Source organism: Flavobacterium sp. (genome assembly GCF_027484205.1).
Classification (GTDB): domain Bacteria; phylum Bacteroidota; class Bacteroidia; order Flavobacteriales; family Flavobacteriaceae; genus Flavobacterium.
In genome coordinates, this window is sequence record NZ_JAIXUB010000015.1 from 362,365 (window position 1) to 376,708 (window position 14,344).

Here is a 14,344-nt window from a genome sequence, read left to right on the forward strand (position 1 = left end):
ATTAGTATTGGTTAATTATTTGATGCATTCCTGGTTCGCAAGTTAACAAATGCCAACCACCAAAAACAATGTAAACTCGATTATTAGTTTTAAGCAGTTCATTGGTTTTCTGTAATAAAAATTGGTCTCTTATTTCTTTTGATTTTCTACCAATTTCTTGAAATTTCCCATTTTTATCAAATGGATTTGTTGGTTTTAACGAATTGATTTCAAATGGTCTTCCTACTAATTCTTGATAATTTTTCTTGAAATAGTCAAATGTTTTTTCATTTGGCGAAAGCGATAATTTTCCTTTTTTAATGATGTAATTAGCTAAAAATTTATTGTAATTAGAAACAATCGAATCATAATTTGTGACTTTACTGTCATAAAGAGACCAAAGCAATCGTTCAGTAATAATATAAGTTAGGAATTCATTTTTAGAATATAATTTTGAAAGTTCCTTGAGCTCATAATCAATTTCAGGATCACCGTTAACGGTTTTAATTTTCAAACTATCGGATAAATATTTCAATAATCCAATCTCACCATCTTTTAAAATGGCTTCTCTCTTTGAAGTATAATTTTTTCCATCAACAGAACCTCCTTCGTTTATAGCAATTGAAGGATTAGTTTTTAAAAATGATTTTTCAATGTCTTTAAACATTTTGTTAGTTACATCATTATTATCTGTTAGATGTTCAACGCCACAAAATGTTATTGATTTTTCCTTTTTTTCGAATTTAATGATGTAAGGATTGGATGGTAAATGTCCAAAACTATCGAGTTTTATATCTAAATAGCTTTTGGTTTTAAAGTTCTTAATAACTGAAGTTTTGTTTTTCTGATTCTCATTACAAGAAATTAATAAGAGCAAAATACAGATTAAATAAAAAGGTGTGATTGAAAATTTCATTTGATTGATGATTGAAACCTTGATTAAGTAAAAATAAACCTCTTTAATTTAACAAAATTGTAAAATTGTAATCTCAAGAAATTAAATTCAAATACTCTTTTGGAGTTTTTCCAGTATTTTTTTTGAACGCACGGTTAAAAGTCGCTTTGGAATTAAATCCACAATCGTAAGCTATTCCTAATAAAGTAGATTTTTTGTGCTCGCCATTTGCAAAACTATTTTTTACAGCTTCAATTCGGTAGTTATTGATACAATCGTTAAAATTCATTTGGAAACCTTGATTGATGGTTTTTGAAATTACGGAAGCATTAGTTTCTAATTTTTTTGCTAAATCTGTCAGCGTTAATTCTGGATTTTGATAGAGTTTTTCTTCATGAATTAAGGTTTCAATTTTAGATTTCCAAAGTTCAATTTCGGGCGAGTTTGTTTCTTCAAACGTTTCATGCTCTATATCTATTACCGTTTCTTCGATAACAGTATTAGAAGATAAAAGATAAGTAGGTTGGTTGTTAAGAACTGATAATTTGAAAGCAATTTTAGAGATAACAGCATTACTATAACCAGTAACAGCAATATAATATAGTACAATGGAAAACATCAGAAAAAACCACCAAGTACCTTGATAAGAATCTAAAACAGGAAAAAATATGCTAGCAATGGTAAATGTTAATCGAATGCAAATCATGCATAAAAACGCAAATAGATAATTACGAATCCATCGAAACAGTAAGTCATCAGCATTACTTGCAACTTGAAAAATTAATTTTTTGTATTTGAAATAATATCTTAAACTCAAACCAAAATAAATCGTCATCGAAATAAAACCAGAATATTGATACCAATTATCAAAATCTTTATCAGCTTGATCTTCATAAAAATAATATGCTTTAAAAATAAATTTGTCGTAAATCCAAAAGCTCATCATTACAAATAGATACAAAATACCAGGTAAAAAATGCAATAAATCTTTCTTTGAAAGTTTAAACATTGGATTCAATAAACTTTGTGTGTAAAAATATATTATTGGACCAATGAAGAATAAATGCTGAAATGGCATATAAAACATAAAATCTCTGTAAGGTTGATTGTCATACCAACCAGCAAAGCCCAACATCCAAGGTGCAATGAACAAACTGCATAAAAATATAAAAAGACTCAACCAATAGTTGGATTTATCCTCAGTTCTTATGGCTTTTACTAACAATAAAATGCTGTAAATTATTCCTTGCGTGAAGGAAATAAGTAAAAGCGAACTGTAAGATCCAAATTCAAAAAGCATGAAGAAGTTTTTGTAAAAATAAGTATTAAATATTATCTGTTTGTTACAATTATATTAATTTCATAACTGAATATTCTTAACTATCTTTGCAAAAAAATAAAGCAATGCCTAAAATAGGTAACATCATATTACCCGATTTCCCACTATTACTTGCGCCGATGGAAGACGTAAGCGATCCACCATTTCGTAGATTATGTAAATTACATGGTGCGGATTTGATGTATTCTGAATTTATTTCTTCTGAAGGATTGATTCGTGATGCTGTAAAAAGTCGTCAGAAATTGGATATTTTTGATTACGAACGACCAGTAGGAATCCAAATATTTGGCGGTGATGAAGAAGCCATGGAAATGTCGTCACGAATTGTTGATGCTGTTCAACCTGATTTGGTGGATATTAATTTTGGTTGTCCTGTTAAAAAAGTGGTTTGTAAAGGTGCAGGCGCAGGTGTTTTGAAAGATGTAGATTTAATGGTGCGTTTGACCAAAGCTGTTATTAAAGGAACAAATCTTCCGGTAACGGTAAAAACACGTTTGGGTTGGGATGAAAATTCTATCAATATTGATGAGGTTGCTGAACGTTTGCAAGATATTGGTGTTCAAGCTTTAACAGTTCATGCGAGAACTCGTGCGCAAATGTATAAAGGACATTCGGATTGGAGTCACATTGAACGTGTGAAAAATAATCCTAGAATTACGATGCCAATCTTTGGAAATGGCGATATTGACTCTCCAGAAAAAGCATTAGAATATAAAAACAAATTTGGCCTTGACGGAATGATGATTGGTCGCGCTGCAATAGGCTATCCTTGGATTTTTAACGAAATCAAGCATTACTTTGCGACAGGAGAACATCTAGCAAAACCAACAATTTCCGATAGAGTAGAAGCTGCAAGAAATCATTTAACATGGTCAATGGATTGGAAAGGTGAACGCCTTGGAATTATAGAAATGCGTCGTCATTATACTAATTATTTCAAAGGAATTTCAAATTTCAAAGATTACCGATTGAAATTGGTTACTATTGATGATGCCGAAGGTTTATTTAAAGCTTTAGATGAAATTCAGGATGTTTATTCAAGTTATCAAGTCATTTAATCTAAAACACTTTTACTAGCGCGACTACTTGCAATTAAACTTGCTAGAAATCCTAATAACATGATTGTTATAAAAACAATTACAATATTTTCAATAGAAAAGACAACAGGATAAGCAAGTGATTCTGTTATCATTATCAATTCAAATTGTTGTTGTATAAGAACAATTGCTGAACCTAATAAAAGCCCAATAATTCCTGCAATTGCACACGATAAAATTCCTTGATATAGAAAAATTGACTTTAGTTTCTTTGGTTCAACTCCTAAATGATATAATGTTTTTAAATTATCTTTTTTGTCTAAAACCATCATGATAATTGCACCTGAAAAAGCAAACAAAATCATAATGATCACTAAAGTAAAAATCAAATAAATTGCTAAATTTTCGGTGTTGAGCATTTTGTGTAAAGTAGCATTTAATTGTGCTCTGTTTTTTACTTCAACTTTTCCATTGAAAACAGAATTGATGGAGTCAATAATTTTATTTTCATCAACATTAGGATTCGTTTTTATTTCAATTCCCGAAACTTGATTAGGTTTATATTCTAATAATTCTTGTGTTAAACTTAAATCGGCAAAGACAAATTTAGAATCTAATTCTTCGCTTATAGCATATATTCCAACAGGAATAAGTGATGTTTTGTTGAAAGCATCTTCAATATTTTCTATACTAATATTTCCTTTTCCTGGTTTTGGAACAAAAACTTCAAACGGATTGTTAAAATCAAATAACCCTAATGATAATTTTTCTGAAATTCCATAACCAATGACAACCTGATAGGTATCTTTTTTGAGCCATTGACCATTAAATAATTTATCTGAAACTTTATTAACTTTTGAATAATTCGAATCAATTCCTTTTAGAGATGTAAAATATTCTTTTTCGTTGAAAGAAAACATTACTCGCTCTTCAATTATTTTGCTGTAACTTACAACACCTTCAATATTTTTGATTTTTTTTTCTTGTTCAGATGAAACTATGAAGGATTTACCTAATTTTGAATTTACCTTTAAATCAGGATCAAAATCATTTGAAAAAGATAAGCTAAATACACGTAATCCGCTAAATACAGAGAGTACAATAAACAAAGCCATTGCACCAATAATAATTCCACCCGATGCAATTCGAGTAATAATATTGATAGCATTATTTTTACTTTTACTAAAAATGTAGCGTTTAGCTATGTAAAGCGGAAAATTCACTTATGCTTTTTTTCTTTTTTCTAAAAGATCACGATTTTCAATTGGATTTTCTTCACCTTTCAAAGCATTATCGATTTTTTCAATATAATCCAAAGAATCATCAATGTAAAAGGAAAGATTAGGTACTTTACGTAATTGCAGTTTTACTCTCTGTGATAAATCGTGTTTAATTAAAGGAGCATTTGATTTTACTGCTTCTAAAATTTCTTTAGCTTTATCTTGAGGGAATACACTTAAATATACACGCGCCACACCTAAATCGGTTGTAACACTAACTTTAGAAACCGAAATTATCAAATTTGTAAGTCCGTTTTTTCTCACTTCACCTTGAAGAATATCTACTAAATCATTTTGTAGAACACTTCCTATTTTTTTCTGTCTATTTGTTTCCATAGTGCAAAAATACGATTTTTTTAAAGCCACGAAGACTCAAAGGCGCAAAGTTTAATTTTTTCTACTATGTGTTGTTTCAGAAATTTAATTTTTAAGGTTACTTTTTTTAAATTAATTTTTGGAAATTACTTAATTTTACAAAACCTTAGAGTCTTAGAGACTTTGTGGCAAAAAAGCATGAGAAAAATAGAACACATAGGAATAGCCGTAAAAAGTTTAGAAACATCTAATTTATTATTTGAAAAATTATTTGGCGCGCCTGCATATAAACAAGAAGAAGTAGCAAGTGAAGGAGTAAAAACCTCTTTTTTCATGAATGGTCCAAATAAGATAGAATTACTTGAAGCCACAAATCCAGATAGTCCAATTGCAAAATTCATTGAAAAAAAAGGAGAAGGAATTCATCATATCGCTTTTGATGTAAAAGATATTGTATCAGAAATGAAAAGATTAGAAGAAGAAGGGTTCATTTTGCTAAATGCAGTCCCAAAAAAAGGAGCTGATAATAAACTTGTAGCTTTTTTACACCCAAAAACCACTAATGGAGTTTTGATAGAATTATGTCAAGAAATAGAATAGAATAATTGAATTTCAAACAATTATGAAAATATATAAAATCTAAAAAATCAAAAACAAAAAAACACTTGCAATAAATTAAAAATAGTAGTAATATTGCAACCTCATAATCGGTCCTATAGCTCAGTTGGTTAGAGCACCTGACTCATAATCAGGTGGTCCTTGGTTCGAGCCCAAGTGGGACCACATTTTAAAAAGACTTCTTTTTTGAAGTCTTTTTTTATTTTTTGAAAACTAAAAACAATTATTTTACGTTTATAATAACAACAAGTAGATTAAGTTAACAAATTGTCATTAAATTTCTACAAGTATTAAATTATAAGCGAAAATATTTTGATAAAGAGATTTTTTTTTTACTTTTACGCCCTATGAGAATTGTCCCAAGTAGAAAAGTTTTATTATTAGTAGGTCTTTTGGGTTGTAACGTTATGTTTGCAGCACCTGATCCTCCGCCACCAATTCCACCACCTCCAGGGTTGCCAATTGATGGTTGGATTACTTTTGTTGTATTCTTATCATTGGTTTTTGGATTATACAAAATATACAGAATAAAAAAAGCTTCAAATTAATTTTGAAGCTTTTTTTATTTTTGTCACAATTTATTATCTTATGGAATGAAGTTTAGAAACATATTTTCCAATTACATCAAATTCTAAATTTATTTTTGTACCAATAACAAAGGTGTTAAAGTTGGTATGTTGATAGGTATAAGGAATAATAGCTACACTAAATTCATTAATTTTCGAATCTACAACAGTTAAACTAACACCATTTACAGTAATAGAACCTTTTTCAATAGTTAAATTATTTAAAGAAGCATCATATTCAAAGGTATATTTCCAACTGCCGTTAGTTTCCTCAATTGATTTACATACTCCAATATGATCAACATGCCCTTGAACAATATGACCATCTAGACGATCACCAAGTTTCATTGCGCGCTCAAGATTAACAAAATCATTAATTTTCCAACTTCCAACATTGGTTTTGTCAATTGTTTCTTTAATTGCGGTTACCGTGTAATTGTCATTTTCAATCCCTACAACAGTCAAACAAACACCATTGTGTGCAACACTTTGATCAATTTTTAGTTCATTAGTAATGGATGAATTAACCGTAATGTGAAAATTTTCTTCTTCTTTTTTAATGTCTTTTATTGTTCCTAGTGTTTCTATAATTCCTGTAAACATTTGTCGTTTTATTTTACTAAATTTGCACTTCAAAAATAGCAATAAATAAGAAGAGTCACTATGAAAAAAGCAGAAAATATAATTGTTGGAATTTCAATTGGAGATTTAAACGGTATTGGAAGCGAAGTAATATTAAAAACATTTGAAGATACTCGAATGTTAGAACTGTGCACGCCTGTAATTTTTGCTAATGTAAAAATTCTTTCTTTCATAAAACGAAATTTGAATTCTGATGTAGCTCTTCATGGAATTGATAAAATAGAACAATTAGTTAAAGGTAAAATTAATGTTTTAAATGTTTGGAGAGAAGGAGTTGATATTAATTTTGGTCAAAATGATGAAAACGTAGGTAAATACGCTATTAAATCATTTGTTGCAGCAACAAAAGCACTTAAAGAAGGTTTGGTTGATGTTTTGGTGACAGCTCCAATTAATAAATACAATATTCAATCGGAAGAATTTAAGTTTCCTGGACATACAGATTATTTGGATAAAGAATTGGCAGGAAACGCATTAATGTTAATGGTTCAAGATAATCTAAGAGTTGGGTTGTTGACAGATCATGTTCCTGTTAATGACGTTGCAAAACATTTGACAGAAAAATTAATTTTCCAAAAAATTGAAACCATTAACTTGACACTGAAACAAGATTTCAGTATTACAAAACCTAAAATTGCTATTTTAGCTTTGAATCCACATGCTGGAGATAATGGTGTAATAGGTAAAGAAGATGATGAAATTTTGAAACCAGCCATAAAAAAATTATTTGACAAAGGAATTTTAGCATTTGGACCTTATTCTGCTGATGGTTTTTTTGGAAGTGGCCAGTATGAAAAATTTGATGCTGTTATTGCAACCTACCATGATCAAGGTTTAATACCTTTTAAAACACTTTCATTTGGTAGTGGTGTAAACTATACTGCGGGTTTAGATAAAATAAGAACTTCTCCAGATCATGGAACGGCATATGAAATTGCAGGAAAAGGATTAGCAGATAATAGTTCTTTCAAAGAAGCAGTTTATCTTGCAATTGATGTTTATCATTCACGAAATGAGTATTTAGAACTCTCAAAAAACCCACTAAAAATAAAAGAAATTCAATTAGAAACAAAAAAAGGTGCGTAACGCTTTTGAATTTATAATTAATTTATATCTTTGCACTCCCAAAGTCGAATCTTCGGTTTTGGACAAATTGATGAAATGATGAAAGTTACAAATGAATTTTTAATTCCATTTATAGGATTAAAGTTAGGAAAACATCAATTTGAGTATCAAATTAATAAAAAGTTCTTTGATAGTTTTGATTATCACGAATATGAAGATTGTGATATCAATGTAAATGTAGTTTTAGAGAAAAAAAGCACCATGTTAGAGCTTTCTTTCAAACACAAGGGTACAATTTATGTGCCTTGTGATTTAACAAACGAAATGTTTAATCTTCCAATAAAAGGGAAAATAAAATTAGTTGTTAATTTTGGAGATGAGTTTAATAATGATAACGAAGAGTTATTGATTTTGCCTCATGGTGAGCATCAAATAGATATATCACAATATATATATGAGATGATAGTTTTATCTGTTCCATTAAAAAGAGTTCATCCTGGTGTAAAAGATGGTACTTTGCAATCTGAAGCAATAGAAAAATTATCTAAACTAACAATAAAAGAACAAAAAGAAGAGAGTAAAAAAGAAGAAAATACTGACCCACGTTGGGACAAATTAAAACAACTATTAACGGATAAATAATATAGTAAAATGGCACATCCTAAAAGAAAAATCTCGAAAACAAGAAGAGATAAGAGAAGAACTCATTACAAAGCAACTGCTGCAACAATTGCAACTTGTCCTGTAACAGGCGAAGCGCATTTATACCACAGAGCTTACTGGCATGAAGGAAAAATGTATTACAGAGGTCAAGTTGTTATTGATAAATCAGTAGCTGCTGCTTAATATATTTTTAAATATACACTTAAACTCTCACTACAATGTGAGAGTTTTTTGTTTTTTATAAAATTTAATTATAACTAAATAATTTTTTGTAAATTCCACCTCTTTTAAAATTTACTTTTTAAAGAGATTATAAAATAGTAATATGAGTACAATTACAGCCGCAATTACCGCTGTCGGTGGTTATGTTCCAGATTTTGTTCTTTCAAATCAGGTTTTAGAAACTTTGGTTGACACTAATGATGAATGGATAACAACAAGAACAGGGATAAAAGAGAGAAGATTATTAAAAGAATCTGGTAAAGGAACTTCTTATTTAGCAATAAAAGCCGCTCAAGATTTAATTAAAAGAGGGAATGTAAATCCTGCAGAAATTGATTTAGTAATCATGGCTACAGCAACTCCTGATATGCCAGTTGCAACAACTGGTGTATATGTTGCAACACAAATAGGTGCAGTAAATGCTTTTGCATATGATTTATCTGCGGCATGTTCTAGTTTTCTTTATGGAATGTCAGCTGCTGCTGCTTATGTTCAATCGGGTAGATATAAAAAAGTATTATTAATTGGAGCTGATAAAATGTCTTCGATTATAGATTATACAGACAGAGCAACATGTATCATTTTTGGTGATGGTGCTGGTGCAGTTTTGTTTGAGCCTAATAATGAAGGGCTGGGATTGCAAGATGAATTTTTACGTTCCGATGGAATTGGTAGAGAATATTTAAAAATTGATGCAGGAGGTTCTATTTTACCTGCTTCAAAGGAAACAGTTGAAAATAGTCAGCATTATGTTTTTCAAGATGGTAAAACTGTATTTAAATATGCGGTTTCGGGTATGGCAGATGTGAGTGAAAAAATAATGGAGCGTAATAATTTAACTAAAGACGATATCAATTGGTTAATTGCGCATCAGGCTAACAAAAGAATTATTGATGCTACTGCTTCTAGAATGGGACTTGAAGAAGAAAAAGTATTAGTAAATATTCACAAATATGGTAATACAACTTCAGGAACATTACCATTATTATTGAGTGATTTTGAAGATAAATTTAAAAAAGGTGATAACCTAATATTTGCTGCGTTTGGTGGCGGATTTACATGGGGTTCGATTTACCTTAAATGGGCATACAACAAACAATAAAAAACTATAACTAAAAACAAATAATTATGGATTTAAAAGAAATTCAAAACCTAATCAAATTTGTATCAAATTCAGGTGTTGCTGAAGTAAAGTTAGAAACTGGTGATATTAAAATCACTATACGAACTACTTTAGAAGGTAATACTCCAGATATAACTTATGTTCAACAAGCTCCGATGCAACAAGCTGTGCCGCAAATTGCTCAAGCTCCAGTTTCTCAAGCTCCAGCTGCTCCAGCGGCAACACCAGCAGACGATAATGCAAAATATATTACAGTAAAATCTCCAATGATTGGAACATTTTATAGAAAGCCAGCTCCAGATAAAGCTCCGTTTGTAGAAGTTGGTGCAACAATTGGAAAAGGTGATGTGTTATGTGTTGTTGAAGCAATGAAATTATTCAATGAAATTGAAGCAGAAATTTCAGGTAAAATTGTTAAAATTTTAGTTGATGATATGTCTCCAGTTGAATTTGATCAACCTTTATTCTTGGTTGACCCATCTTAATTTAGGTTTCAGATTTTTAGGTTTTTAGTACTGTGTAGATTTCTAATTATCCAAAAATCCAACAATCCAATTGTCTAATAATCTAAATTAAAAGAAGATGTTTAAAAAAATATTAATTGCCAACAGAGGTGAAATTGCTCTAAGAGTAATTAGAACTTGTAGAGAAATGGGCATTAAAACAGTAGCGGTTTACTCAACAGCTGATGCCGAAAGTTTACATGTGAAGTTTGCAGACGAAGCAGTTTGTATTGGTCCACCACCAAGTAATTTATCTTACTTAAAAATGTCAAATATTATTGCAGCAGCAGAGATTACAAATGCTGATGCAATTCATCCAGGTTATGGTTTTTTGTCTGAAAATGCTAAATTTTCAAAAATTTGTCAAGAACATGGAATCAAGTTTATTGGTGCTTCACCAGAAATGATTGATAGAATGGGTGATAAGGCTACTGCAAAATCAACTATGATTGAAGCAGGAGTTCCATGCGTTCCAGGTTCAGAAGGGATTTTAGATTCTTATGAAGACGCTGTAGAAGTTGCTAAAAAAATTGGATATCCAGTAATGATGAAAGCAACTGCTGGAGGTGGAGGTAAAGGAATGCGTGCTATTTGGAAAGAGGAAGATTTGCTAAAAGCATGGGAAAGTGCTCGTCAAGAAGCAGCAGCAGCATTTGGAAATGACGGTATGTACATGGAAAAACTTATTGAAGAGCCACGTCATATCGAAATTCAAGTTGTTGGAGATTCTTATGGAAAAGCTTGTCACCTTTCAGAAAGAGATTGTTCTGTTCAAAGACGTCACCAAAAATTAACCGAAGAAACACCTTCACCATTCATGACTGATGAATTACGTCATAAAATGGGTGAAGCTGCTGTAAAAGCGGCTGAATATATTAAATATGAAGGCGCTGGTACGGTTGAGTTTCTAGTAGATAAACACAGAAATTTCTACTTCATGGAAATGAATACTCGTATCCAAGTAGAACACCCAATTACTGAACAAGTTATCGATTACGATTTGATTCGTGAGCAAATTCTTGTTGCTGCTGGTGTGCCGATTTCTGGTAAAAATTATTTACCTCAATTACACTCTATAGAATGTCGTATAAACGCTGAAGATCCATATAATGATTTTCGCCCTTCGCCAGGAAAAATTACAGTTCTTCATGCTCCAGGCGGACATGGTGTACGTTTAGATACACACGTTTATGCTGGATATACAATTCCTCCAAATTATGACTCTATGATTGCAAAGTTGATTACAACAGCGCAAACACGTGAAGAAGCTATCAATAAAATGAAGCGTGCTTTAGATGAATTTTATATTGAAGGAATTAAAACAACTATTCCTTTTCATAGACAATTGATGGATGAACCAGATTATGTTGCGGGAAATTATACAACTGCATTTATGGAATCCTTCAAAATGAAAGATATAGAATAAAAATTGAAATTTTATTATTTCACATAAAACCATTCTTTACGGATGGTTTTATTTTTTTTGGAATTTACGGAATAAAAAAAACCTGTTCATTGAACAGGTTTTTTTTATTATCTAAAATAATTTAGATTATGCTTCAAAAGGAATAATAGAAACAAACGACTTATCGTCAGCTTTTTTCTGAAATTTCACAATACCATCAACTTTAGCATGTAAAGTATGATCGTTACCCATGTAAACATTTTCACCTGGATTGTGTTTTGAACCTCTTTGTCTTACGATAATGTTTCCAGCAATTGCAGCTTGACCACCATATATCTTAACGCCTAAACGTTTTGAATGTGATTCTCTACCATTCTTCGAACTACCGACACCTTTCTTGTGAGCCATGATGTATTGGTTTTATAAGTTAATACTAAAATTAAACAGCTTTACCACCGTTTAATTCATCTTGTAATTTTTTTAATTCATCCATTTTGCCATCAGCAGCTAATTGAGCTTGTTGTGCCCAAGTAGTTGGATCTAAATGTTGTACTTTTGAAGTAGATGCATCTAAGATTGCTTTTACTTCTTCAGCAGAAGCAGTAGCTAATTTTGCAAATGTATCAATTCCAGCAGCAACTAATGCTTCAGCCGCTTTTGGACCAATTCCTTCAATGATTACTAAATCATCACCTTTTTTTGCTTTTGGAGCTTTTGGAGCTTTTTCTTCAACAGCTTCTACAAGTTTTTCTGCTTTTGGAGCTTTCTCAGCTTTTGGAGCTTCTACTTTTTCTGCTTTTGGAGCTGCTTTTTTAGCACCTGTTGCAACAATTCCTTCAATTAGGATTTGTGTAAAACTTTGACGGTGACCATTTCTTTTTTTGTAACCTTTTCTTCTTTTCTTTTTGAAAATAATTACTTTATCACCTTTTAAGTGTTGTAACACTTTTGCTTCAACAGAAGCACCTTCTATAGCTGGGGCGCCTAAAGTTACATTTCCATTATCGTCTAATAAAAGAACTTTGTCAAAAGAAACTTTTGAACCTTCTTCACTAGCCAAACGGTGAACATAAACCTTTAAGTCTTTGCTTACTTTAAATTGTTGCCCTGCTATCTCTACGATTGCGTACATAACAAATTGTTTAGTTAATTTTTTTAAGGTTGCAAATATACAAATAAATTCTTCTCATACAACTCAATTATAAAAAAGTTTTACTTAGAAATCAGTTCGTTATGTTTTTTTAGAATTAAAAGATAAAACTTTAATGTGTAGTAATAAAAAAATCTATTTTTGTGTAACAGAAATAGCAATTACTATACTAATTGTGCTATCAACTAAATTTATAAATAGTTTTTATGAAAAAATCTTTAATCGCTTTAAGTTCAATGCTTATGCTTGGAGTAACAGCTCATGCTCAAAAGGTAGCTTTTGAGGAATACGATTTAGCTAATGGAATGCATGTCGTTTTGCACAATGATCCATCTGCTCCTGTAGTTATAACTTCGGTTATGTATCACGTAGGTTCAAAAGATGAAAATCCTGAAAGAACAGGTTTTGCTCACTTTTTTGAACATTTATTATTTGAAGGAACTCAAAACATCAAAAGGGGTGAGTGGTTCAAAATTGTGACAGGAAATGGAGGAACAAATAACGCTAATACTTCTGACGATAGAACGTATTATTTTGAAGTTTTTCCATCTAATAATTTGGAATTAGGTTTATGGATGGAATCTGAAAGATTAATGCATCCTGTAATTAACCAAATTGGAGTTGATACTCAAAATGAAGTAGTTAAAGAAGAAAAACGTCTTCGTGTTGACAATCAGCCTTATGGAAGTTGGATTGCTCAAGTTAAAAAGAATTTGTTTAAAGTTCATCCTTATCGTTGGGCTACAATTGGTTCAATGGAACATTTAGACGCAGCTACTTTAGAGGAGTTTCAAGCTTTTAATAAAAAATTCTATTGCCCTAAAAATGCTGTTTTAGTTGTTGCAGGTCAATTAGATATTGCAAAAACTAAAGAATGGATTGAGAAATATTTTGGTCCAATTCCTGCTGGTGTAAAGCCTGTAAAACAAACATTTGTTGAAGAACCAATAACGCAACAAATCAATGCGACTTACGAAGATCCAAATATTCAAAAACCAATGGTTGTTGCAGCATACAGAACACCATCAATGAAAACAAGAGATGCTAGAGTTTTAGATATGATTTCTACATTATTGAGTGATGGAAAAAGTTCAAGATTGTACAAGAAAATTGTTGATGAAAAGAAAATGGCACTTCAATTAAGTTCATTCAATTATAGTCAAGAAGATTATAGTTCATATATGATTATTGGAATACCACAAGGAGATTTTACATCGGCTGATATTATCAAAGAAACTGACGAAGAAATTGTAAAACTTCAAACAGAATTGATTTCAGAAAATGATTTACAAAAATTGAAAAACAAATATGATAACAATTATGTAAACAATAATTCAAGCGTTGAAGGAGTTGCAGAAAATTTAGCTACATATTATATGTTGTATGGCGATATCAATTTAATTAACACTGAAATTGAAATTTACCGTTCAATAACTCGTGAAGAAATTAGAGATATTGCAAAAAAATATTTGAATCCAAATCAAAGATTAATCTTGGATTATGTTCCTGCAAAAGACAAAGCTGAAAACAAATAATAAGAAA

Annotated in this window: 17 protein-coding genes and 1 tRNA gene; 11 read left to right on the plus strand and 7 right to left on the minus strand. The window is 30.7% G+C overall.

Features of this window, described 5'->3' with window-relative positions:
• Position 1: 1 nt before the first annotated feature.
• Both Q0049_RS07735 and Q0049_RS07740 read right to left on the minus strand, forming a co-directional pair.
• Complete coding sequence (locus tag Q0049_RS07735) at positions 2-895, minus strand: hypothetical protein (RefSeq protein ID WP_298118303.1); 894 nt, start codon at positions 893-895, stop codon at positions 2-4.
• A 73-nt stretch (positions 896-968) separates the two neighbouring features.
• Positions 969-2,174 (minus strand): AraC family transcriptional regulator, encoded by a 1,206-nt coding sequence (locus Q0049_RS07740; RefSeq protein WP_298118305.1) that lies wholly within the window; start codon positions 2,172-2,174, stop codon positions 969-971.
• Between the two features lie 104 nt (positions 2,175-2,278).
• Between Q0049_RS07740 and dusB the strand changes: the two genes are divergently transcribed.
• Positions 2,279-3,271 carry a tRNA dihydrouridine synthase DusB gene (gene dusB / locus Q0049_RS07745; protein WP_298118307.1) on the plus strand — a complete coding sequence of 331 codons (993 nt, stop codon included), beginning with the start codon at positions 2,279-2,281 and terminating at the stop codon, positions 3,269-3,271.
• On the opposite strand, the gene Q0049_RS07750 is transcribed toward dusB, so the two are convergent.
• Both Q0049_RS07750 and rbfA read right to left on the minus strand, forming a co-directional pair.
• Positions 3,268-4,473, minus strand: a complete 1,206-nt coding sequence (locus Q0049_RS07750; RefSeq protein ID WP_298118309.1) for an FtsX-like permease family protein — start codon at positions 4,471-4,473, stop codon at positions 3,268-3,270. The genes dusB and Q0049_RS07750 overlap by 4 nt on opposite strands.
• Complete coding sequence (rbfA, locus tag Q0049_RS07755; protein WP_298118312.1) at positions 4,474-4,866, minus strand: 30S ribosome-binding factor RbfA; 393 nt, start codon at positions 4,864-4,866, stop codon at positions 4,474-4,476. It lies immediately after the preceding gene.
• 177 nt (positions 4,867-5,043) lie between these two features.
• Here rbfA and mce point away from each other — a divergent pair, with 177 nt between their 5' ends.
• From mce to Q0049_RS07770, 3 genes are all read left to right on the plus strand, one after another.
• Entirely contained in the window at positions 5,044-5,445 is a 402-nt protein-coding gene (gene mce / locus Q0049_RS07760; RefSeq protein ID WP_298118315.1) for a methylmalonyl-CoA epimerase, read from the plus strand.
• 109 nt (positions 5,446-5,554) lie between these two features.
• A tRNA-Ile gene (locus Q0049_RS07765) sits at positions 5,555-5,628 on the plus strand.
• A 182-nt stretch (positions 5,629-5,810) separates the two neighbouring features.
• A complete protein-coding gene (locus tag Q0049_RS07770; RefSeq protein ID WP_298118317.1) occupies positions 5,811-6,011 on the plus strand; it encodes a hypothetical protein in 201 nt (66 codons plus the stop codon).
• Positions 6,012-6,044: 33 nt separating this feature from the next.
• Here Q0049_RS07770 and Q0049_RS07775 read toward each other — a convergent pair whose 3' ends face one another.
• A complete protein-coding gene (locus Q0049_RS07775; protein WP_298118319.1) occupies positions 6,045-6,632 on the minus strand; it encodes a riboflavin synthase in 588 nt (195 codons plus the stop codon).
• A 60-nt stretch (positions 6,633-6,692) separates the two neighbouring features.
• On the opposite strand from Q0049_RS07775, the gene pdxA reads away from it, so the two are divergent.
• The 6 genes from pdxA to accC all read left to right on the plus strand — a co-directional run bounded on the left by pdxA (position 6,693) and on the right by accC (position 11,673).
• The gene (gene pdxA / locus Q0049_RS07780; protein WP_298118320.1) at positions 6,693-7,757 is read left to right on the plus strand and encodes a 4-hydroxythreonine-4-phosphate dehydrogenase PdxA; all 1,065 of its coding nucleotides are present in this window, start codon (positions 6,693-6,695) and stop codon (positions 7,755-7,757) included.
• Between the two features lie 78 nt (positions 7,758-7,835).
• On the plus strand, positions 7,836-8,378 hold the full coding sequence (locus Q0049_RS07785; protein ID WP_298118793.1) for a DUF177 domain-containing protein: 543 nt from the start codon (positions 7,836-7,838) through the stop codon (positions 8,376-8,378).
• A 9-nt stretch (positions 8,379-8,387) separates the two neighbouring features.
• The gene (rpmF, locus tag Q0049_RS07790; RefSeq protein ID WP_298118323.1) at positions 8,388-8,582 is read left to right on the plus strand and encodes a 50S ribosomal protein L32; all 195 of its coding nucleotides are present in this window, start codon (positions 8,388-8,390) and stop codon (positions 8,580-8,582) included.
• 142 nt (positions 8,583-8,724) lie between these two features.
• The gene (locus tag Q0049_RS07795) at positions 8,725-9,723 is read left to right on the plus strand and encodes a beta-ketoacyl-ACP synthase III (RefSeq protein ID WP_298118325.1); all 999 of its coding nucleotides are present in this window, start codon (positions 8,725-8,727) and stop codon (positions 9,721-9,723) included.
• A 26-nt stretch (positions 9,724-9,749) separates the two neighbouring features.
• Positions 9,750-10,229, plus strand: a complete 480-nt coding sequence (gene accB / locus Q0049_RS07800; protein WP_298118327.1) for an acetyl-CoA carboxylase biotin carboxyl carrier protein — start codon at positions 9,750-9,752, stop codon at positions 10,227-10,229.
• Positions 10,230-10,326: 97 nt separating this feature from the next.
• Positions 10,327-11,673, plus strand: coding sequence for an acetyl-CoA carboxylase biotin carboxylase subunit (gene accC / locus Q0049_RS07805; RefSeq protein WP_298118329.1), 1,347 nt, complete (start codon positions 10,327-10,329; stop codon positions 11,671-11,673).
• 126 nt (positions 11,674-11,799) lie between these two features.
• Here the strand turns inward: accC and rpmA are convergent, their stop codons facing one another.
• Together rpmA and rplU are read right to left on the minus strand one after the other, a co-directional pair.
• On the minus strand, positions 11,800-12,060 hold the full coding sequence (gene rpmA / locus Q0049_RS07810) for a 50S ribosomal protein L27 (protein WP_298118330.1): 261 nt from the start codon (positions 12,058-12,060) through the stop codon (positions 11,800-11,802).
• Between the two features lie 31 nt (positions 12,061-12,091).
• Positions 12,092-12,784, minus strand: a complete 693-nt coding sequence (gene rplU, locus Q0049_RS07815) for a 50S ribosomal protein L21 (RefSeq protein ID WP_298118331.1) — start codon at positions 12,782-12,784, stop codon at positions 12,092-12,094.
• A gap of 224 nt (positions 12,785-13,008) precedes the next feature.
• Here rplU and Q0049_RS07820 point away from each other — a divergent pair, with 224 nt between their 5' ends.
• On the plus strand, positions 13,009-14,337 hold the full coding sequence (locus Q0049_RS07820) for a pitrilysin family protein (RefSeq protein ID WP_298118332.1): 1,329 nt from the start codon (positions 13,009-13,011) through the stop codon (positions 14,335-14,337).
• The last annotated feature ends 7 nt before the right edge of the window (positions 14,338-14,344 follow it).